19 protein-coding genes are annotated in these 21278 nt (G+C 72.7%); 8 read left to right on the top strand and 11 right to left on the bottom strand.

All coding sequences use genetic code 11. The features are described 5' to 3' along the window. Window positions 1–146 precede the first annotated feature (146 nt). From L3078_RS23600 to L3078_RS23610, 3 genes are all read left to right on the top strand, one after another. A complete protein-coding gene (locus tag L3078_RS23600; RefSeq protein WP_239755947.1) occupies window positions 147–914 on the top strand; it encodes an alpha/beta fold hydrolase in 768 nt (255 codons plus the stop codon). 216 nt (window positions 915–1130) lie between these two features. Next, complete coding sequence (locus tag L3078_RS23605) at window positions 1131–1673, top strand: Uma2 family endonuclease (protein ID WP_239760441.1); 543 nt, start codon at window positions 1131–1133, stop codon at window positions 1671–1673. Window positions 1674–1997: 324 nt separating this feature from the next. Next, window positions 1998–3341 (top strand): helix-turn-helix domain-containing protein, encoded by a 1344-nt coding sequence (locus tag L3078_RS23610; RefSeq protein WP_239760442.1) that lies wholly within the window; start codon window positions 1998–2000, stop codon window positions 3339–3341. A gap of 79 nt (window positions 3342–3420) precedes the next feature. On the opposite strand, the gene L3078_RS23615 is transcribed toward L3078_RS23610, so the two are convergent. The 4 genes from L3078_RS23615 to L3078_RS23630 all read right to left on the bottom strand — a co-directional run bounded on the left by L3078_RS23615 (window position 3421) and on the right by L3078_RS23630 (window position 6384). After that, window positions 3421–4368, bottom strand: coding sequence for a hypothetical protein (locus L3078_RS23615; RefSeq protein ID WP_239755948.1), 948 nt, complete (start codon window positions 4366–4368; stop codon window positions 3421–3423). Continuing rightward, window positions 4365–4967: a SigE family RNA polymerase sigma factor gene (locus L3078_RS23620; RefSeq protein ID WP_239755949.1), complete on the bottom strand. Its 603-nt coding sequence runs from the start codon at window positions 4965–4967 to the stop codon at window positions 4365–4367. Before L3078_RS23620 ends, L3078_RS23615 begins: the two co-directional genes overlap by 4 nt. Before the next feature lie 179 nt (window positions 4968–5146). Next, on the bottom strand, window positions 5147–5734 hold the full coding sequence (locus tag L3078_RS23625; RefSeq protein WP_239755950.1) for a hypothetical protein: 588 nt from the start codon (window positions 5732–5734) through the stop codon (window positions 5147–5149). 158 nt (window positions 5735–5892) lie between these two features. Beyond that, the gene (locus tag L3078_RS23630; RefSeq protein WP_239755951.1) at window positions 5893–6384 is read right to left on the bottom strand and encodes an Ig-like domain-containing protein; all 492 of its coding nucleotides are present in this window, start codon (window positions 6382–6384) and stop codon (window positions 5893–5895) included. A gap of 147 nt (window positions 6385–6531) precedes the next feature. Here L3078_RS23630 and L3078_RS23635 point away from each other — a divergent pair, with 147 nt between their 5' ends. From L3078_RS23635 to L3078_RS23645, 3 genes are all read left to right on the top strand, one after another. Then, window positions 6532–7035 carry a SigE family RNA polymerase sigma factor gene (locus L3078_RS23635; RefSeq protein ID WP_239755952.1) on the top strand — a complete coding sequence of 168 codons (504 nt, stop codon included), beginning with the start codon at window positions 6532–6534 and terminating at the stop codon, window positions 7033–7035. Beyond that, window positions 7025–8017: a L,D-transpeptidase family protein gene (locus L3078_RS23640; RefSeq protein WP_239755953.1), complete on the top strand. Its 993-nt coding sequence runs from the start codon at window positions 7025–7027 to the stop codon at window positions 8015–8017. The genes L3078_RS23635 and L3078_RS23640 overlap by 11 nt, the downstream gene beginning before the upstream one ends. A gap of 147 nt (window positions 8018–8164) precedes the next feature. Next, window positions 8165–9136: a hypothetical protein gene (locus L3078_RS23645; RefSeq protein WP_239755954.1), complete on the top strand. Its 972-nt coding sequence runs from the start codon at window positions 8165–8167 to the stop codon at window positions 9134–9136. Here L3078_RS23645 and L3078_RS23650 read toward each other — a convergent pair. Beyond that, window positions 9108–9722 carry a TlpA family protein disulfide reductase gene (locus L3078_RS23650; RefSeq protein ID WP_239755955.1) on the bottom strand — a complete coding sequence of 205 codons (615 nt, stop codon included), beginning with the start codon at window positions 9720–9722 and terminating at the stop codon, window positions 9108–9110. The two genes, L3078_RS23645 and L3078_RS23650, sit on opposite strands and share 29 nt — an antisense overlap. Window positions 9723–9842: 120 nt before the next feature. On the opposite strand from L3078_RS23650, the gene L3078_RS23655 reads away from it, so the two are divergent. After that, the gene (locus tag L3078_RS23655) at window positions 9843–10274 is read left to right on the top strand and encodes a hypothetical protein (protein WP_239755956.1); all 432 of its coding nucleotides are present in this window, start codon (window positions 9843–9845) and stop codon (window positions 10272–10274) included. Window positions 10275–10310: 36 nt separating this feature from the next. Here L3078_RS23655 and L3078_RS23660 read toward each other — a convergent pair whose 3' ends face one another. The 6 genes from L3078_RS23660 to L3078_RS23695 form a co-directional block, all read right to left on the bottom strand. Beyond that, window positions 10311–10823 carry a DUF3515 family protein gene (locus L3078_RS23660; RefSeq protein ID WP_239755957.1) on the bottom strand — a complete coding sequence of 171 codons (513 nt, stop codon included), beginning with the start codon at window positions 10821–10823 and terminating at the stop codon, window positions 10311–10313. A 111-nt stretch (window positions 10824–10934) separates the two neighbouring features. Further along, window positions 10935–11642: a L,D-transpeptidase family protein gene (locus L3078_RS23665; RefSeq protein WP_239755958.1), complete on the bottom strand. Its 708-nt coding sequence runs from the start codon at window positions 11640–11642 to the stop codon at window positions 10935–10937. Between the two features lie 161 nt (window positions 11643–11803). Then, window positions 11804–14473: an SdrD B-like domain-containing protein gene (locus L3078_RS23670; RefSeq protein WP_239755959.1), complete on the bottom strand. Its 2670-nt coding sequence runs from the start codon at window positions 14471–14473 to the stop codon at window positions 11804–11806. 283 nt (window positions 14474–14756) lie between these two features. Then, window positions 14757–18041, bottom strand: coding sequence for a SpoIIE family protein phosphatase (locus tag L3078_RS23675; protein ID WP_338059518.1), 3285 nt, complete (start codon window positions 18039–18041; stop codon window positions 14757–14759). 442 nt (window positions 18042–18483) lie between these two features. After that, window positions 18484–18876: an SCO5389 family protein gene (locus tag L3078_RS23690; protein WP_239755960.1), complete on the bottom strand. Its 393-nt coding sequence runs from the start codon at window positions 18874–18876 to the stop codon at window positions 18484–18486. A gap of 28 nt (window positions 18877–18904) precedes the next feature. Then, window positions 18905–19876, bottom strand: coding sequence for an ATP-binding protein (locus L3078_RS23695; RefSeq protein WP_239755961.1), 972 nt, complete (start codon window positions 19874–19876; stop codon window positions 18905–18907). Window positions 19877–20282: 406 nt separating this feature from the next. Between L3078_RS23695 and L3078_RS23700 the strand changes: the two genes are divergently transcribed. After that, entirely contained in the window at window positions 20283–21251 is a 969-nt protein-coding gene (locus L3078_RS23700) for an alanine and proline-rich secreted protein Apa (protein ID WP_239755962.1), read from the top strand. Window positions 21252–21278: the final 27 nt, after the last annotated feature.

Raw genomic sequence — 21278 nt, forward strand, 5'->3', positions numbered from 1 at the left:
GGGCACGGCCGCACGGCCCCCCGGCGATCGAGGACGATCCTCGTCGTCTGGAACGACGCCGACCGCGAGGGCGATGATGATGACGAGTTCGAGGACGAGTGACCCGGTACGGCCGAGGGCGGCGGCCGGGGTGAGGGGGGAGCGACATGCGTGAGGCCGTGGTCACGGACGCCGGGGACCGGATCCGTTGGGTCGAGCTGCCGGGGGAGGAGCCCTGCCGGGTGTATGTGCACGGGCTCGGGGCCACGTCGTCCGCGTACTTCACGGAGGTCGCGGTCCACCCCCTCCTCGTGGGGCGCCGCTCGCTGCTCGTCGACATGCTCGGGCACGGTGTCAGCGACCGCCCGACGGACTTCGACTACAGCCTGGAGGCCCACGCGGACGCGCTCGCCCGGGCCCTGACGGCGGCGGACGTCACCGGCGCCGAGTTGGTCGCGCACAGCATGGGCGGCTCGGTGGGGATCGTGCTGGCGTCCCGGCACCCGGGGCTCGTGCGGAAGCTGGTGATGGTCGACTCCAACCTCGATCCGCTGGTGCCCACGCACGGGGTGGTCGGGAGCAACGGCATCGCGGCGTACACGGAGGAGGAGTTCCTCGCGGGCGGACGTGAGGAGTTCGCGGAGCTGGCCGGGGCCCAATGGTGGGCGACGATGCGTTTGGCCGGCCCGCAGGCCCTGTACCGCAGCGCCGCGCGACTGGCCCAGGGGACCCGCCCGACCATGCGCGAGCTGCTGCTCGACCTGAAGATCCCCCGCACCTACCTCCACCCCGAAGCCGCCGGCCCCGTCCCGGGCACCACCACCCTCACCGAAGCCGGCGTGACCGTCGTCCCCATCCCGGCCTGTGGCCACAACATCATGCTCGACAACCCGGAAGCATTCGCCCAAGCGACGGCGGCCGCCCTGGCCGACTGAGAAGCCCGCCCGCACAGAAACGTAACAGCACGCTCGTTCGAGTGAACGGCTCCGGATTCCCTGTGCGGGCTTCCGGTCTACGCTGAGATGGTCGCGCTGAGCGAACGGAGGTCTGTCATGGCGACGGCGGAGCCGATCATCATGCCGGGGTATCAGGGCGAGTACATTTGCGGTCCCTACGACGATCCTGACGGCGAGTACGAGAGGCCCGTGCCCATGGGCGGCGTAAGCGTGGAGCAGGCCTTCGATGTGTTCAGTGCGGCGGCCCCCGAGGGTTGGCGCGTGGAGCTGATCGAAGGGGAGATCTGCGTGACACCTCCGGCCAACGGGGAGCACGAGGAGTTCGTTTCAGAACTCAGCGGGCAGGTCCGCGACCACGACAAGGCGTTGGGACGCTACACGGGCATCGGCTTGAGCGTCCCCGGAGCATCCGGTACCGGCAACGTGATTCCCGACATGGTTGTGGCTCCGAAAGGCAGCTTCCACGACGAGCAGGAGTGGCACGATCCCTCTGCTGTCCTTCTCGTGGCCGAGGTCACCTCGACCAGCACCGGGGACCGTGATCGCGAGACGAAGATCCTCGGCTACGCCCGCGCCGGTATCCCCGTCTACCTCCTCATCGACCGCGAGGAAGCCGAGGTCACGGTGTTCTCGGAGCCGTCCGCCGACAGGTACGCGAAGGCGGTGAAGTGCAAGCTGGGCATGGTGGTACCCCTGCCCAGCCCCCTCGGCTTCGACCTGGACACCGCCGAGTTCTGAGCCGACGCGGGACGACTCGCCCCGTCAGCGCGGGAACGCGTTGGCCGCTGTCATCAGGGCGGTGATCGCGAGGAGCGCGGCGGCGACTGAGCGGGTGTGGCGGGTGAGCAGGTCTCGGATCACGGGGACCTCCCAGCGGCGGCGACGGCGGCGGCGATGCGACAGGGGCTACGAGGGTGACCGGGTGGCTGACTCGTGAGTTAAGCGTGCTTAACGTGTCGCTTAACGTAAGGCTTTGGCCTACCAACGGCAAGAGTGCGGTGGGGAGTTGGGTAAAAGGGCCGATGTAAGCGGGGTTACTGGCATGCTTACGTCATGGCAGGCATGGCCGAGCGTGACGACCCCGAGGTCATCGGGCGCAGAGTGCAGCAACTGCGGACGGAACGGGGCCTCACACAGCGGCAGTTGGCGGAACCGGCGTACACCCCGGCGTACATCTCGACCCTGGAGGCCGGCCGGGTGCGCGCCTCGGAACCCGCGCTGCGGCATATCGCCGAACGGCTCGGCGTCGGCTACGAGGAACTCGCCACCGGCCGCCCCGAGGGCTACGCCACCGAGCTGCGGCTCCGGCTGACCGGCGCCCAGCGCACCCTCGCCAGCGGTGCCGGCGAGGCCGCCGCCGAGGGGTTCACGGCCGTCCTCGCCGAGGCGGAGAAGTACGGCCTGGTCGCCGAACAGGCCGACGCACTGCTCGGCCTCGGCGAATGCGCCCTGGAGACCGGCGACCTGGAGACCGCCCAGCTGCGGTTCGAGCAGGTCGAGCAGCGGCTCGGCGACGCCCCGCTGCCGGCCCGGGTCCCCGCCCTGCGCGGCCGCGCGACCGCCCACTACCTCGCCGGTGAACTCCGCTACTCCTGCTACCTGTACGAGTCCACGCTCGACGAGCTGAACCGCAACGGCATGCACGACCCCGACGCCCTGCTGCTCCTCTACACCGGCGTCATCGCCCCCTACATGGACATGGGCGCCCACGCCCGCGCCGCCCAGGCCGCCGAGCTGGCCCTCGCGCTCGCCCCGCGGTCCGGCGACCCGGCCCTCGTCGCCCGTATGCACCGTTCGGTCGCCCGGACGATGATCGCCGAGGGGCGGATCGCCGAGGCCGACGCGTCCCTCGCCAAGGCCTCCGAGCTCTACCGGCAGCTCCAGATCCGCACCGAGCTGGCCAACTGCCACTGGATGCGCGGCTACCTCCACGCCCAGAACGGCGACTACGCCCGCGCCGAGGAGGAGCTGCGCGAGGCCCGCCGCATGCTCTCCGCCAAGCGTGCCGCGCTCTACACCAGCCAGGTCGCCGTCGAACTCGCCGACGTCCTGCACCGCCGGGGCAAGTCCGAGGAGGCCGCCGAACTGCTCCGCGAGGTGCTCAGCGACCTCAGCTCCGAACGCGGCGCCCTGCACTCCGCCGCCGCGCACCGCCTCCTCGGCATCATCGCCGAGGACCGGCGGGACACGGACGCCGCCGAGGAACACTACGTACGGGCGCTGAGTTTGCTGGAGCGGGCCGGCGCCGCCGGTGACCTGGCCGACCTGTGCCGGCTGCTGGGCGATCTGTACCGCCGCACCGGCCGCGTGGAGGCCGCCCTCGACGCCTACCGCACGGGCCTCGGCCACCGCACGGCCCCCGGCACCACCACCCTCGGCCCGGCCCCCGCACAGCCGCCTCTTTGACGATTCCGGCCCCGCACAGCCCCGCTCCCTACCTACCGTGCACGGAGTGGAGAGCCCGGCAAGAAGCGGTGACCGTGCCTCAGCCGAGGTCCAGCGAGGCGACCACGCCGCCGTCCTTGTCGTACACCGTGACCTTGCGGGTGATGCCCCGCATGTGTTCGCGGTTCGAGACGCTGTCCTCGACGCTCTCCTCGGCGTCCTCATCGACGTCCGCGAGCACGTACCAGCCGCCCCACTCCTCGTTGCCGGCGAGCCGGACGACCGTGCCGTCGAGCGTCCGGCCGTCGTACAGCTCGATCCGCACACCCGCCGCCACGGTCCGGCCGCCGTAGTACAGGCCGGTGAGGAACGACTGTTCGGGGCCCCGCGCCGTCTCCTGCACCGAGGCGCCCGGCGTGCTCGTGTCGAGGTTGCCGTCGACCACGCTGCGGAACTCGGGCACGTCGGAGACGCCGGGCGTGTCCCCGTACTTGCCCTCCTCGGTCAGCCACATCCGCGTGCCGTCATCCATGTGCAGCTTCTCGCCCGGCTCGACGACCCGCACCTGTCCGGCCAAGGGGCTGGTGAGACGGGTGGGCGTCGACGAGGCACTGGCGCTCGCGCTCGGCCGCGGATCCGGCGGGGCCATGGGCCGCACCGTGGTGGTGGAACCGTCGGGGCGCAGGGCCAGCACCGTGACCAGCGGGAGCAGCAGCAGCCCGCAGCCCGTGCTCAGCACGGCGGCCCGGCGCAGCCGACGACGGCTGCGCCCCTCCCGTTCGATGGCCTCCAGAGGCACGGGCGGGGGCGTGAGCCCGTACGCGGCCTCGGTGAACGCCGCCCGCAGCCGCCGCCCGGTCTCGCCGTCGTCACCGATGTCAGCCATGCCGCTGACGCCGCCGGTGCCGCCGGTGTCCTCCCGGTCCGGAGCGAGGCGCGCGCCGGTGCGGGCCCGCGCGCCCGCGACTCCACCAACTCCCGCTTCTCCTGCTCCTGTTGCTGTCTGCGCCGCGGTGTCCGGGCCGGTCCCGGAGGTCGGGTGGTTCATGGGCGGGCTCCGGGGACGGGTGAGGGTGGCGCCGGGACGAACGGGAGGGAGGGGACCGAGCCGTGGTCGCGGCGGTCCGCGTGCGCCGCGTCGGCGAACTCGGGGTGGGCGCGCAGGGCTTGCAGCCCCCGGCGTACATGGGTCTTGACCGTACCGAGCGAGCAGCCCAGCAGTTGGGCGATCTCGCTCTCGCTGAGGTCCTCCCAGAAGCGGAGCACCAGCACGGACCGCTGCCGGGCCGACAGCGCGGCCAACGCCTGCGTGACGGCGGCCCGTTGGGCGATCGACTCGGCGTGACCGGCGTGCCGCTCGTGCACCCGCTCGGGCAGGAACGGGGTCAGCAGGTGCGCCACGCGTCTCTTCCGTACGCGGCTGATGTTGTTGTTCACCAGCGAGCGCCGCACGTAGAAGTCGACGTCGTCGCGGGGTATGCGCCGCCAGCGGGCGTACACCTTCGCGAGGGTGGTCTGCACGAGGTCCTCGGCCTCGTGGAAGTCGCCGGTCAGCATGTGCGCGGTGCGCACCAGACGGGGCCAGGCGGCGGTGGCGTACGCGGCGAAGTCGCCGGCCTCCGGTGCTCCGGGTTTCTCCTGCGGCACGGGCGACGGTCCTCGGGATCGGGAACAGGAACGGGTACGGATCGAGCGGAGCGGGACAGGACCGGGCGGGGCGGGGCGGGGCGGAGAAGCGTGCGGTGCGGGAGCGGGACGGTCACGCCCGCGCCGGCTCCCAGGCCCGCACCCACTCCCGCTCCCGCACCCGCTCCGCTCCGGTCAGGTCAGCTCAGGCGCAGCTGGGAGTACACGCCGCCCTTGGTGTCCAGGACGGTCACCCCGCGCAGGAACTCCTCCCCGTCGTCCGCCGCGGGCAGGTCGGCGATGGCGTACCAGACGCCCCAGCCCGGCTTGCCCGGCAGTTCGAGCAGCTTGCCGTGGACCGTGCCCGTGCTCGTCCGGACCGCCACGCGGGAGGCGGTGCCCTTGCCCCCGTAGTAGACGCCGGAGAGGTAGTAGCGCCCCTCGAAGGCGGACGCCTGGAGTGACACTCCCGGTCGGCTCCGGTCGATGTTGCCGTCGACGACGCTCCGGAACTGCGGGAAGTCGGGCAGGTCCGGCTCCATCCAGTGCTTGCCCTCCTCCGTCAGCCAGAACTCGAATCCCGGCGCGGCGACGACGTGTTCACCGGGCTGGACGATGCGCGGGGTCGGCGCCTTCCTGGCCGCCGCCGCCTTCGCGGCGGCGGCCTCCGCCATCGCCACCGTCGTGCCGGCGCCGTGCGCCGCCTCCCCCCGCGAGGCGGCGTACGACGTCGTCGACGCCCCCGCCAGCAGCGTGGTCAGCGCTGCGACGGCGACGAGTGTGTGCATCCGTGTCACGGTCATGAACGGACGACCCCCAAAGGTGTGTTGGTCCAGGTGCTTGGTCTGACACTCCTGAAACCCATGAGGCGTACGGGACGGATGACACCGGCGGAAGATTTTTTCTCCGTCCCCTCGCGGTGCCTTCGCGCGCCGACCGCTTCCTCCTATGCCGTCCGGCCGATGGTGAAATGCCGGGTGAGGCCCGCGCCGACCTCGATGGTGACCTTCGTGCCGGGCCGCCAGGAGGTACGCGGGCGGAAGTCGACGCGCTGCCCGTCGGAGGGTCTCCGTTCCTCGACCCAGCCCCAGGAACCCTGCGAGCCGATGTCCGTGGTGACCTTCAACTGCCGTTCCACCGCCCCGCGTTCCGCCTTCGCCACCGGGCGGGCGAAGGTGACGGAGATCGGCGTGCCGACGCCCACGGTCTGACCCTCGGCGATGTTCACCCGCACACCGTCGAAGGCCGACGCCGGCGCCGGAGGGCTCTCCACGTGCACGTTCTCCGTGCCGGCCGCGTCCGCGCGGGCCTGGGCTCTCGGTATCTCGCTCGGCCCCTCGACCCGCACTCCCTCCCCGCTCCCCGCACACCCCGTCAGCGCGAGAGCGAGCGCGCACACGGCCGTCGCGACCCCGTTCCGCACGGTTTTGTTCCTCATGGCCCTGCTCCCCGTGGTCATGGTCTCCCCCCAGTTGCTGTCGGCGATGTGTTTCGATGGGCTCGGGCGTACGTTCGGGACCTGTACGCACGACGGGGGCGACCGGGTTGCATGGCGATGCACGGGACTTCTGACGACGGCGGGGGCATGACCGAGGAAGAGTTCGACGCGTTCTACGCCACCGCGTTCCCCCGACTGACCGGCCAGCTCTTCGCCTTCACCGGGGACCACGGCGAGGCACAGGACGTGGTGCAGGAGGCCTTCGTACGGGCCTGGGACCGGCGGCGGGACTTCCTCGCGGAGGGAGCGCCCGAGGCGTGGATCAGGACCGTGGCGATGCGGCTCGCGGTGAGCCGGTGGCGCCGGGCCCGCCGCTGGCTGGAGCTGGTGCGCCGCGATCCGCCCCCGGAGCACGCGCCGGGACCCGATCCCGAACGGGCGGTGCTGGTCGAGGCGTTGCGCAGGATTCCGGAGGCCCAGCGGATGGCAGTGGTTCTGCACCATCTGTGCGACTTGAGTGTCGAGGAGGTAGCCTCCGAGACCGGTGCCCCCGTGGGCACGGTCAAGGCCCGGCTGTCCCGTGGCCGGGCGGCGCTGGCGCGCGAACTGGCCCCCGGCAAGGGTGCGAAGGAGGACGGCCGTGTCCGATGAACTCACCGTCCGGCTGCGCGAGTTGGCCGAGTCCGCCGAGTCGGTGCCGCCCGGGTCCGGCGCCGAGGTCCGCGCCACCGCCGGACGCCGTCGTCGTCGGCGCCGGACGACCGCCGCGGTCGCGGGCGGCTGCGCGGCGGCGGGCCTGGCCGCCGTCCTCACCCTGAACGCCGTCTCGCACGGGACCGAGCAGCTCCCGGCCACGACGGCGAGCATCCCGCCGAGCGCCACCGCCGACGCTCCCGACGCCACGGTCGACCTCTCCCGCCGTGTCCTCACCGTCGCCGGCCGCGAACTGCCCATCTCGGCAGGCCGGGTGGAGACACCGACCCCGACCGGCCGGATGACCGTCACCGCCAAGGCCGACGTCAGACTAGTCCCCGGCACGACGCTCGGCTTCGACGACGAGTACGACGCGAAGCTGACGTGGGTCCTGGAACTGACCCCGGTCGGGACGGACACCCCGGCCGCCACGGCCGCCACGGCTGTCCCGGACGCCACGGCCGCCCCGGGCGAGTCGGCCGGGGCCGAGGCGACCGACGGGGCCGCCGGGACCGACACGGACACCGGGACCGATACGAACACCGGAGGCGGCCTCTTCGACCAGGCCGACCCTGACGCCGGGACCGACACGAACGGCGGAGCCGGCCCCGGAGGCGGCCTCTTCGACCGGGTCGACCCTGGCGCCGAAACCGAACCGGCCGACGGGACCGGCGCCGATGGGCGGGTGAGCCCGGTTCCGACGCTGACCCCGGGCGGCAGCGCGGTCTGGATCGCCGCCCTCCCCGGCAACGCGAAGGCCCCCGGCACCTTCGACATGACCTCCGGCTGGATCGGCCTGCGCACCACGGACGCCCGCTGGCTGTACGGCCGCCTGACCACGGGCGCGATCGTGGAGATCCGGGGCACCTCCCCCACCACGCCCACGACGGCCCCCACCCCCACCTTCACCCCCACCCCCTCTCGCACGCCCCCCGGATGACCGACGGGTGACCGACCCGCCACCTCCCCGGGAAGCCCCGCCGCTGTCCGGGGGACCACCTCACCCGTACGCCCCTGTGCGCTGGTGGGCGGCCACGAGCGGTGTTGGCGTAGGAACGGCAACGTCGTGCTCTCGGGAGGCTCCGCCATGCGTCGTCCGTACCGTGTTCTCGCCCGGGTCATGGCCCTAGGGATGCTCGCGGGGGCGACGGCCTGCGTCGTGGACGACCCCGGGCACCCCCGCGGCTTCCCCGAGGCCGCCTCCGTCGAGGAGACCACGGCCTCCGCCTCGCCCAGCGCCCCGGCGACCCCCGCACTCACCGACGCCCGCGCCCGCAGCGCCCTGCTGCGCCAGGACGACCTCGGCGACGCGTGGTCCGGCACCCAGGGCGCCGCGACGTGGCGGGACGGCCTCCTCAAGGGCCGCACCGACCGCCCCGAGTGCCAGGCGCTCCTTGACGCGGTCTACGCCGAGGACGTCCTCGGCGAACCCAGAGGCGGCACGGCCGTCACCGGCTTCGACGACTACGAGTACGGCGCCCAGCTGCGCTACCAGGTCGGCGCGTACGACAAGGCCGACGTCGACGCCCGCCTCCGCCGCCTCGGCCAACTCGTCGACACCTGCGGGGAGTTCACCATCACCGGCGTCCAGGGGCGGGAGTACGGCGCCGAGGTCACCCCCGTCGAACTGCCCGGCGACCTCGGCGACGCCCGCCAGGGCCTGCGGCTGGTCGTCAGCGGTGACCTGGAGGGCGAGGACAGCGCCCTCACCCTCGACCTCGCCACGGTACGCGTCGGCGACACCGCCGCCCTGCTCACCCACGGCGGCCTCTACGGCATCGACGACACCGCCACCACCGAGGCGGCGAAGGCCGGCATCAAACGCCTCCAGGCTCTCCTGAAGGAACAGGCGGAGAAGAAGGGCAAGAAAAAGCAGCCGAAGAACGAACCCAAGAAGAGCCCCAAACCGCAGAAGAAGGACACGAAGGCACCGTCCGACGAGCAGTCCACGGACTCCGGCGACGACGGGTCCTCGGACGAGGCCCTGGGGCGGCGCCCCACCACCCGCACCGGCGCCCTCGCCACCGCCGCTACCCCTCCTCCTCCAGCAACGGCGTGACCACGCTCCGCACGTCCTCCTCCGTCACCGTGCTCTGTACGGCCCCGGCGATCCGGCCCGCGCGGTCGACGAAGAGGGTGAAGGGCAGGATTTGCGGGTTCACGAGTCCGCCCGGCAGCTTCAGGAACTGCTTGCCGCCAGGATCGTGCAGGCTCGGGTAGGACAGGTCGAGGTCCCGCTGGAAGGCGAGCGCGTTCGGCCGGGACGCGTCCGTGCTGACGCCCAGGACCTGTACGTCCCGCGCCTTCAACTCCCGTTGCGCACGGTCGAGATCGGGCGACTCGACGCGACAGGGACCGCACGTGGAGGCCCAGGCGTTCACGACGACGACCTGACCCCGGTAGTCGGAGAGGCGGACGGATCCGCCGTCGACGGTGCTGCCGGCGAAGTCGGGCGCGGCGGGCCGCTCGCCCACGGGGATGCTCTTGAACAGCCCGCCCCGCGCACCCCGTTCACCCCGTCCGGCCTGCTCGCCCTGCTCGCCCTGTTCCACGTCCGTCGGCAACGGCTTCGGCGTGGCGCAGCCCGTCATCACGAGCCCGGCCACCACCACGCACAGGGCGGCCGCACGGGGGTTGGTTCTCATCGCCGTACAGCTTAGGCAACGCCCCTGCGGAGCCTGCCGATCGGCCCCGTGGAGGCGGCTGGGACACTGCTGTGGTCACCGGTTGACCGCCGGCGACGTACGGGGATGCGAGGAGCGCAGATGATCACGCCTTGGCGCAGAGCGGTCGAGTACGCGGCCGTGGTGACCTTTCCCTCCTGGCTGTGGGGGGTGGCCGTACTGAACGTGGGCCCCGGAGAGGTGACGCCGACCGGCGGGTGGCTGCTCTTCCCGCTGGTGGCGGCGGCCGTGCTGACGGTGGTCCGCAAGGCGCTCCCCGCGTTGTCGCGCTGGCGCACCGCGACCATCGACACATCGGTGTACGCGGTCCTGTATCTGCTGTCGCTGGTGGCCACCGGCCTGTGGGCGGGTGAGGGGCCGGCCGGCGCGGTGGACGGTGCCTTCATGATGATGACCTTCGCCCTGATCGACCTGCAGTTCCTGATGGCTCTGGGGCTGTGCGCCTGGCGTTACGACCGCCTCGTCCCGACGGCCCCCTCGGGCCGTCTGAGCGGTGGCCCCCGCGTGGTGTGACACGGCCTCGCCCCACGGCGGCCGCACCGGATCCCGTCAGCGCGGGGTGGCGTCGGCGGCGGACACGCACACGTCGTCCGGCGCCCGCTCGATCGGCCGCACCACGTCGCTGAGGTCCACCAGGACGCCGTCGATCGCCGTGACCCGGTCGTCGACGAAGGCCTGCACGGCGGGGGACCGGCCGTAGGTGACGAGGACGCGGTAGCCGGAGCCCGTGGAGCCGTCCTCCCGGAACACCCAGTCGACGCCGTCGACCTCGACGCACGGGTCGGCGGTCTCGGCCGGCGGTTCCAGGCCGCAGCGCAGCACCACGCCACCGTTGCCCCAGGAGGCCACACCGGTGACGGAGACGGGGTCGCGGGACTCGCCCGCGATCCGGTCGGGGTAGCGGTAGGCGATACGGGCGCAGGCCGGGTCCTCGGCGCGGGCGGCCGGCCGGAGGTCGAGGGCGGGTGAGGAGACCTCCCGGGCCACGAGCGGTACGGCGATCAGCACCGCTCCCACGGCTGTCCCGATCGCGATCCGGGCACGCCGGGAAGGCCGTCTCATCCGTCAACTCCTGCGGTGGGTCGTGGTGATGGCGCTACGTCGTGGTGACGCCGAGGGAGGGACCACTGCCGGGCCCCTCCGCTCAGGCCCATATGTTCGCATTCAGAAGGATCAGCCACGGTCGGCCGGCGGGCTCATCGAGCGCCAGGTGCCCGGCTTGGCGCCCCAGATGTAGACCGCGTCGTCCTCGTGCATGACGCGCCACAGGCGTTCGGCGTCGGCGTAGCGGAGGTTCACGCAGCCGTGGGAGCCGCCCCTGAAGAGGTCGTCGAGGACGCCGTGGAAGGCCTGGCCGTCGTTGAAGAACTGGGCGAAGGGCATCGGCGCGTTGTTGTACAGGTCGGAGAAATGGTCGCGGTGCTTCCAGTAGACCGTGTGCCAGCCGGTGCGGGTCTCCTCGCCGTCCTTGCCGGTGCGCGCGGGCACCGGCGCGTAGATCACCTCCTTGCCCCGCTGCACCCACACGAGCTGCCGGTCCAGGTCCACGCACGTCACCTGGTACGTCCGCACCGGACATTTCCCGGCCGCGTTGGGGTTGGCGCGGGCCTGCACCACCAGCATCGTGCGGTAGGTGGCGAGGCCCGCGTAGCCGTCGGCGGGCTTCACGCCCGTCCGCTGCTGGAAGGCGCGGATGGCCACGCAGTCGGCGGTGGACTGCCGGCCGTCCGCCGGGAGCTTGAGATGACGTTCCAGGTCCCACTGGTAGGGGCCGGTCCGCGCGGTGCACTCCGGTGCGGGCGCCGCGGAGTCGGCGGGCGCCGTCGCGTCGGCGGGTGCCGCCGTCCACCCCAGCAGGGCGGACGACAGCACCGCGACCACACGTATCCGGCTCCTCTGTGTCCTGCGGGCCTTCCGTGTCCTTCGTCTCGTCAACGCGGCCTCCGGTACTCGCTCACTCGCCGAACCCCCTCTCAGAGATACGGCATGCCGCCCGCCCCGGAGACGTCCTGCTGGGCCGAACGGGCTCCGCCGTCAGGGCGTCAGCACTTCTTGCCCTTGCAGGCCTCGCCCCGCGCGTTGAAGAGCTTCACCAACAGCCCGTTGCCGTGGGAGGCGTTCCGCGGGGTGAGGACGTACGGCCCGGTGACCGGCTGCCTCGGCTTGAGGTAGCCCTCGGGGACGTCCGTCTCCACCAGGAAGTACGCGCCCGGCAGGAGCGAGCCGAAGGAGCAGCGGCCGGTGCGGGAGGTGGCGCAGTCGTTGACGAACCGGTCCTTGCGCAGACCGTGGCGCTGGAGGCCGCGGACGCCGTTGGTGTCCTGCCACAGCTCGAACACCGCGCCGGGCAACGGCCTGGCGCTCTTCTTGTCGAGCTTGACGAGCGTCAGCCGCACCGACTGGGTGAGACCGGCGTCGACCGTGTGGTTCACATGGCCGGCGTCGCCGACCCGGACCGTGGTCCGGCCGTGGGCGTCGACGTCGGAGTCGATGGCACGGTTCGAACCGGCGCCCTTGACCGTCCACTTGAGCGAGGCGCGGCTCGGACGGCCCGGCAGCGCGTTCGTGTCGACGCCACTGTGGTCGAAGGAGACCTGGTAGGTGGTGTTCGGCCGCAGCCCGCCCTGGCCCTGGCTGCCGACGTAGTACTCGCCGTTCGCGTCGGTGTATGTGACGAGGTCGGGGCCGGACGACGACGTGGGGTCGAGCGTCACCTTCACGCCCTTGACGGGCGGCTCGGACGGGTCCTGGACGCCGTCGCCGTCGGTGTCGAACCAGACGCGGTTGCCGACCTGGACGGGCGCCCGGTCGCAGATCAGCTCCAGGTCGGCGAGGCCGTTGCCCTCGCCGAACAGCATGGCGCGCTGCGCGGCGTCGGCGCTCCAGGTCCGCTGGACCAGGAGGTTGCCCTCGGTCTTGCCCTTGGTGGCGTTCCAGCGGCGCACGCCCTGCTCCCAGGGGTGCCCGTCGAACGGCGAGTGGACCGTGCTCCACAGCTTGTCCCGGTACGGCTGGAGGGCCGTGCCGCCCTGGGTGACCTGGTCCATGTGGGCGTCCGTGATCCTGGTCGAGTCGGCGTAGAACTCGCCGTGGCCCGGGCCCTCGTCGTTGTGGGGGAGCGCGCCGTAGAGCGCGTCGCACCGGGCGTTGTTCTCCAGCGTGTACGTCGTCCGGGTCGTGCACACCCGCAGCACGTCACCGGCGGCGACGGCCCGGACCTTGGGGGCGTCGCGGTGGGCGTTGAAGGGGTACGTCGCCGTGCCCTGCATGTCGGCGAACCGGTCGCGGAAGCCGAGGATCAGGTCGCCGTTGTCGGCGATCTCGATGTTGGACAGGATCGGCTGCGGCGCGGAGACGAAGGAGAGCCGGCCGGGGGTGGGGACGCGCTGGTTCCACGCCTCCCACATGGCGCTCAGCGGGCTGCCGACGGTGGAGGGCTTCGTGCAGCGGGGCGCGGTCGCGGGCGTGCCGGTGAACCGGTAGGCGCAGCCGCGCGGGTAGTTCATCGCCGTCCTGAACAGGGGCCGGAACGAACCCCGGGTGAACTCGTAGACGTGCGAGGTGACCTGGGAGGGGTCGCCCCACGGCGCGCTCCTGGTGACGGTGTTCTCCGCGCCGCACACCCCGCCGACGAGGACCCGGCCGCCGCGCACCCCGATGCCGTACGGGTGCCAGTGACCGGCGCACTCCTCCGGGCGGGGGATGACGTGCGAGCGGTAGGTGCCCGGGTAGACCCCGTCGCCGGTGCCGCGGATCGGCACGGAGTACAGGCGGGAGTCGTTGAGGCTGACCGCGTAGAGGGTCTTGCCGTCGCCGGAGACGTCGACGTCGCCGATGCCCTCCCGGCCGACCCTGCTGTAGACCGGGTTGTCGCGCAGCCAGTCCTCGGCCTCGTCGTGCTCGGTCAGCAGGCCCGGCAGGGTGACGAAGGTGCTCACCCCGGAGGCGCTGTTGCGGCGGTAGATCGTGTTGGTCGCGCCCGCCGGGCCGTACGCGGCGTGCCGCTTGACCAGTGTGCCCAGGTAGGTGTTGCCGGTCCGGTCGTTGCCGATGCCGAACACGGCCCCCTGCTGCTGGTTGTTGGTCAGTCGGGTGACCGTGCCGCCGGGGTGGGTGTCGGAGATGTTCCCCGCGAACCGCACCAGGCCGTTGTGGGTGTCGGGGGCGTCGCCCTTGGTGAGGTTGCAGGTCACCAGGTCCGGGTTCTCCTGGCAGTAGACCCCCGGCTCCCAGAAGCCGGTCGTGTACGTCGTGTGCCGGCCTCCGGAGACATCCACGAAGCCGACGCTGCTGCGCATGACGCCCGGTCCGTCGCCGAGGCCCGCGACCGCCGGCTGGAGGGTGCGGGAGTCGGGGTTGTAGGCCTGGACGCGGTACTTGCCGCCGCGCAGGGGGGTGGCCGACGGCTGGAACCAGGCGATGCCGTACGCGTTGGTGGTGCGGGTCTCCACGGTGCCGTGGTCGTCGGTGAGCGTGACCCGCACACCGGCCCGGCCCTTCTCCTGGCCGTGGTCGTACTTCCCGTCGGCGTCCAACTCGTTGACGACCCGTACGGTCACGTTGCCGTCGCCGGGTGCCCTGCCGTCCGCGGTGCCACTGGCGCCGGGGGCGGCGGGGACGGCGGGGACCGCCTCGCCGGCCAGTCCGACCACGAGCGCAGCCGTGACGGCCAGGGCCAGGCCCACACCCCCCGGTGTTCTTCGCTTCACCACGTCCCTCTTCTCCCTGATGTCCTGCCGAGGCGACGGAGCCCGGTGCCCGAAGCCGACGCCTGCATTCATATGAAGTGCCAACCGCCACTAATCAGGCTGAACGGGGCACGGGAGGGGAAGGGGAAGGCGGGCGGGATGCCGGAAATGTGGAGATTCGGGGGAGGCGGAGGGGTGCGGGAGGGGGACGGGAAGGCGGTACGGGACGCGGCCGGGCCCGGCGGGTTCATCCGCTCGGACCAGCGGAGGGGTCCCCGCATGGCGTACCCGGCGGATCGGCGGTAGGTCAGAACGAATGTTCCGTGAGGGCCTGCTCCGTCGGTGACTGTTCCGCGAGTGCCTGTTCCGCCCAGATCACCTTGCCCTCCGGGAGGAAGCGGGTGCCCCAGCGTTGGGTGAACTGGGAGATGAGGAACAGGCCGCGGCCGCCCTCGTCGGTGGTGCGCGGGTGGCGCAGGTGGGGCGCGGTGGCGCCGCCGTCGAACACCTCGCAGATCAGGGTGCGTTCGAGGACGAGCCGGAGCCGGATGGGCCCGGCGGCGTGCCGGATCGCGTTGGTGACCAGCTCGCTGACGATCAGCTCGGTGGTGAACGCCAGCTCGTCCAGCCCCCACGCGCCGAGCTGCCGCGAGGTGGTCTTGCGGGCCTCCGCGACCAGCGCCGGGTCGGCCGGCAGCTCCCAGGACGCCACCCGGTGCGCGGGCAGGCGCCGGGTGCGGGCCAGGAGGAGGGCGACGTCGTCGGTGGGGCGGGCCGGGGCGAGGGAGTCCAGGACGTGCTGGGCGTGCCGCTCGAGGGAGGGCTCGGGCCGGGCCAGCGCACGGCACAGCGCCTCCCGCGAGGTTCCGGCGAGCAGCCCGTCGGTGTGCAGCGCGATGACGGTGCCCTCGGGGAGGTCCAGCTCCAGCGCCTCGAAGGGCTGCTGGTCGACACCGAGCGCGGGCCCCTCGGGAAGCTCGGGGAAGGTGACCGTGCCGTCCGGGGCGACCAGGGCCGGGGCGAACGGCCCGGCGGCGGCCATGGCGCAGCTGCCGGACACCGGGTCGTGGACGACGTACAGACAGCGCGCCCCGACCGTCTGGCGGCTGCCCCCGCCCGGCTCGGCACCCTCCTGCCGCGCCGACTTCGCCACCATGTCGTCGAGGTGGGCGAGCACCTCGTCCGGCGGCAGGTCGAGGTCGGCGAGGGTGCGTACGGCCGTACGGAGGCGGCCCATGGCGGCGGCGCCGTCGATGCCGTGGCCGGCCACCTCGCCGACGACGAGGGCGACACGGGCGCCGGAGAGCGGGATGACGTCGTACCAGTCGCCGCCGAGGCCGGTCAGTTCGTCGGCGGGCCGGTAGCGGACGGCGACCTCGGCCGCGTCCTGCTCGGGCAGCCGGCGCGGCAGCAGGCTGCGCTGGAGGGCGAGGGCGGCGTCGCGCTCGCGCGTGTAGCGGCGGGCGTTGTCGACGCAGACGGCGGCCCGGCCGACCAGTTCCTCGGCGAGGCCCAGGTCGACCGCGTCGAAGGGGTCGAGACGGTCGCGCCGGAAGAACGTGGTGATGCCGAGCGTGATACCGCGCGCCCGCACCGGAACGATCATCGCACTGTGCAGTCCGAGTGCCTCCGCGGGCACCGCGCGGCCGCCCGGGACGGCTCTCGCCCACTCCGCCGACAGGGGGTCCAGCCGCGGCTCGGACCACGACCGGCCCTCGACGAGCGCGCGCACCGGGGGCGATCCGGCCGCGTAGGAGGCGACCGCGCCGATCTCCAGGACGGCCTCCGGCACCCCGTCGTGCACGGACTGCTGGGCGACCCGCCGCAGCGGGACGGAACCGTCGCCGAGGGGCCCCGGCTCGGCGCCGCGCAGCACCGAGTCCAGCAGGTCCACGGTCACGAAGTCGGCGAGCGCCGGTACGACCACGTCCGCCAGCTCCTGCGCGGTCCGCCGTACGTCGAGGGTGCGGCCGATGTGCTCACCGGCGCGGTCCAGCAGGGCGAGCCGGGTGCGGGCGCGGTGCCGCTCCGACACGTCGACCACCGTGTAGTACACGCCGATGGGCCGCCCGTGGTCGTCCTCCAGCCGGGTGAACGACATCGCGTGCGCGGTCTCGCGGTACGGCGCCGACCGCACCCGGCCCACGTGCTCGTAGTCCAGCACCGGGACGCCCGTCTCCAGCACCTTCCGGATCTGCGCCTCGATGCGCTCGGCGTCGAGCCCCGGCTGCACCTCCGCGAGCCGCAGCCCCACCCGCTCGTGCGCCCGGCCGCCGCCGAACCGCTCCAACGCCGCGTTCGACCACACGAACCGCAGCTCCGTGTCCACGATCGCGATCCCGACCGGCGACCACGCGGTCATCCGCTCCAGCACGGTCCGGCTCATGTCCCACCCGGGCGCCTGAGTGGCATCGGACACGAGCGCGACCCAGTGGGCGGGCTTGAGGGGGTCGGGGGAGGGAGGGGGCGAGGCCGGGGACAGGGAGGGCGACGCGGGCGACGCGGCTGAAGGCGGAGACGGGGAGAGGGAGGCGGGGGCCGACGGTGAGGACGGGGAGAGCGGGGAGGGGGAGAAGGGCAGGCGGGCGGACGGGGACGCGGTGGGGGGTGGGGAGTTGGGGGCGGGGGTGGTCTGCCGGGCGGTGGGGCCGCTGGAGTGCCGGGCGGCGGGCCAGGCGTCGTGCTCCCGTGCGGTGGACGCCGGCGGTCGGGCCGCTCCCTGCACCGCCGGTGGCGCGGTCTGGGGTGATGTGGTCCGTGGAGGGGCGGGCTTCGGCGGGTGAGGGCTCGGCTTGGGCGGGCTCCCGGCGTTTCCGCCGACCGGCCACGCGCCGGCCTCCCCCGCGGGGACGCGCCCCACCTCGGGCGAGACCGCGGCCCGGCCCGGGGACGCGGGTGGCGTGTCGCCCCGGGACGCGTCGGGACCACCGGGGCGCGACGCGGGCCGCACTCCGGGGGCGGCCGCCGAGGCCCGTCCCCCGGCATCACGCCCGAAGCCACGGGCACCGGGCGAACCTGTACCGGGGACGCCGGGCGACCCGGAACTGGGTGCACCCGACGGATCGGTGCCGGGGGGACCGGCCGGACCGGTACCGGGGTCACCGGGCGAACCTGTACCGGGGACGCCGGCGGAGCCGGAACCGGGTGCACCCGCCGGCTCGGTACCGGGCGAACCGGCCGGACCGGTACCGGCCGAACCGGTACCAGGAGCACCGGCTGTCAAAGGCGCGGCACCCGCAGACGGCGTTTCTGCCCCCGCCCGACCCGGCGCCGATGTCGGTGCCTCGCGGGTGGGGACGACGCGGACCATCACCTTGATGGGGTGGCCGTCGCGGTGGCGGGCGGTGAGGATGCCGGACCAGCCGCCGAGGACGCGATGGGTTTCGGCCAGTGCGCCGATGCGTTCGCCGTCCTCGTCGGCCAGGAGCGTACGGACGCTGCGGCCCAGGATCTCGGCCGCGGGATACCCGAAGAGCCGCTCCGCGTCCCGGGTCCAGCTCGTCACGAACCCGTCCGCGTCGATCAGCAACGGCGCGGCGTCGGCCACGTCGAAGCGCTGACGGGAAACGGCACTGTCCCTGCTGGTCCCCACGGCGACCCTCTCTGTCGCTGAGACGCCCTCAGGCCCCATTATTCACCTTGTGTGATCGCAGGTAGGCCAACTTGTGACGGCGCATATCGCACGATCGCACGCCACGGCGCACGGACCGGCACGCACCCGACCCCACAAGGCCCCGCCGAGCCCCTCACGGGCCCCGACCGCCCCGCCGAGCTCGCCAGAAGCGTTCACGATCGGGCGGGACAGGGCGCGATAGTGCGCGATAGGGACGAAGCCGCCCACACGGCCTGCCCGGAGCCGCCCACGGAGCCGCCCCAGCCGCCGACCCCCGATGCAGCCGTACGCCGGTAACGCGCCCCCGTACGCCCCCCGAGCTCCCGCGTACGGAACGGACCGCCCCCTCCGCGAGAGGGGTGCGGAGGGGGCGGAGGGGGCGGAGGGTGGCCGATTTCGAACCGGTCGCCCCGGCCCGGCGTCAGCAGTCGCGGAACTCCGGTGACTGGTTGAGGATCTGCGACCGCAGTGACGTAAAGCGCACGTACGTCTCGCCGCCGCGGGCCTCCGGCGGGAAGACCGCCACCCGGTGGCAGTTCTGGAAGGCGAGCGCCACCCCGAAGTGCCGCTCCAGGCTCCCCCGGATCGCGTCGCTGGACAGCGCCCGCAGCAGCTGGCCCCGCTCCTTCTCCGACGGCGGCGGCGTCTGGTTGTCGGCGAACGGGGCGGCATCCGCCCGCAGTTCACCGACGAGCGAGGCGATGAGCTCGTAGGCGTACGGCAGCGACGTACGCACCGTTTCCACGAACTCCTCCTCCCGCACCTCGCCCTTCTCGGCATCGGCGAGCAACTGCGGGGAGACGTCGAGCGACATGGCTGTTCCTGTTCTGATCGGAAGGAGACTAGGGAGCTATGGAGGGGGCGGCGGCCAACGCCTCCGGTCCGTGGCGGAACTCGGGGTCCACCTGGGCGGCCAGATCGTGCCCGGTGGCGTCGTTGGCCCAGGCGGCGGCGTTGCGGAGGTGGAACTCGACGGCGTGGCGCTGGAAGGTGGCCCAGTCCTTGGTGCGGGCGTCGACGGCGTCCTTCAGCCGGTTCAGCGCGTGCAGGTTGTGCGCCTCCAACTCGCCCTGCGGCCGACCCTGTTCCTGAGCGCGGACGTACGACGACTGCTCGCAGTACGCCAACAGGTCGTCGCCCACGTGCTCCTTGAGGAAGAGCAGGTCGTCCTCGCCGGTGATTTTGTTGCCGACGACCGCGATCGGGATGCCGAACTCGGCGGCGTGCTCCCGGTACTGCCGGTACACGGAGACGCTCTTCCGCGTCGGCTCCACGACCAGGAAGGTCATGTCGAACCGGGTGAAGAGCCCGGAGGCGAACGCATCGGCGCCGGCGGTCATGTCGACGACGACGTACTCGCCGGGCCCGTCCACGAGATGGTTGAGATACAGCTCCACCGCGCCGAGCTTGGAGTGGTAGCAGGCCACCCCGAGGTCGCTCTCGTCGAACGCGCCGGTGACCATGAGCGGCACGTCGCCCACGCGCTCGACGTGCCGGGTGTGCAGGTCGTCGTCGCCGAGGAGCCGCAGCAGGCGGGAACCGCGGCCCGGCGGGGTCGTCTTGACCATCGCCTCGCGGGAGACGATCCGCGGGTTGTCGCCGCGCAGCAGGTCCTTGATCTCGCCGGTGCGCGAACTCAGCGGCGGAGCGCCGAAGTTCGCGTCCTCGTCCAGACCGAGCGCGTGCGCGAGGTGCTGGTTGATGTCACCGTCGATCGCGACCAGCGGCGCGCCCGACCGGGCGAGGTGCCGGGCGAAGAGCGCGGAGAGCGTCGTCTTGCCGCTGCCGCCCTTGCCTACGAAGGCCACACGCATGGACCGTCACCCCGCTCGTCCTCGGCGGCACCCTTGACGCCGATAATGAAAATGGATGTCATGAACGTAGATTCGGGAGCGGGGACGTGCTTGTCAAATCCGTCCCATATCAACTCACCTCGCCGACCGCCGAGTTGGTCAACCCTTTACGGTCGGGCGACTCGGCGTTGGGACGCTCATGAGGCCCTCATGGGCCACGGGCCCGACCGGCGTTTCCCGAGGTTGACAGCCCCTACCCCTTGGTAAACGATGTCCCCACCCTGTGGCTCAAGTGACCCCTGAGCCCGGTGTTTTCTTCGACCACTCAACCCCCGGCGCGGCCTCCGGCAGCCTCGTGCTGCCGTGCTGCCCCCGCGCCCAGGGGTCTCGTACGCACCGACGTTCCGAGTTCGAGAATGGGATCTGCATGTCCATAGTGAGACGTGTCATCGTGAGCCGCCTGGTGGGGACGGGCATCGCCGCTCTCGCGCTGAGCGCGGCGGTCTCGGCTCCGGCCTTCGCCACGGGCACACCCGGCGGCGACGGTTGGGGCAAGAAGAGCTACGCCCCCGGCCAGGGCGCGGGCACGCCCACCGAGACCGACCGCTGCGAGTTCTCGCTGGACGGCGTGACGTTCGCCGACTGGGTCAAGCTCGACGACCAGAACCTCAAGCCCACCGACGACGGCAAGGTCCACATCAAGGTCCGCGCCGCCTCCGACGCCACGACCTGCACGGTCTCCCTCGCGTCGTACCTGGCCCACGGCCCGACCTTCGACACGTCGGGCGAGCAGGTCTTCGTCGACTTCGACACGGTCACGGTCAAGCCGGGCGCCACGGACTCCCTGGACATCGCGGTCCCCGACGCGGGTTGCTACGCCCAGATCGACCTGTACCGGGGGAAGGTGAAGTTCGACGGCAAGCTGGACGCGGCCGACGGCTTCGAGCACGGCGACGTCCCCAAGGGCCCCGACCGCCCGGTCATCAAGGACAAGCTGATCGCGGCCTGGAACGGCGGCACGAAGGACTGCACGGCCGACGAGCAGCCGCCGGCCGAGGAGAACCCGCCGGCGGAGGAGCAGCCCCCGGCGGGAGAGCAGCCGCCGGCCGAGGAGAACCCGCCCGCCGACGAGCAGCCGCCGGCCGACGAGAACCCCCCTGCGGACGAGAACCCGCCCGCCGACGACACCCCGAAGACGGACTCCTCCCCCTCCCCGTCCCCCTCGGACTCCACCCCGGTCGCCCCGTCCCCCAACGGCGGTGAGCCCGGCGACCTCGCCGAGACCGGCGGCGGCAACGCCATCCCGATCGCCATCGGCGCCGCGGCCCTGGTCGCCGCGGGCGGCGCGATCTTCGCCGTGACCCGCCGCCGCGGCCCGGGCCGCACGAGCGCGTAGCCCTTGCCTCGCCGATGCGGTGTCCCC

The sequence above is a fragment of the Streptomyces deccanensis genome (assembly GCF_022385335.1).
Lineage (GTDB): Bacteria > Actinomycetota > Actinomycetes > Streptomycetales > Streptomycetaceae > Streptomyces > Streptomyces deccanensis.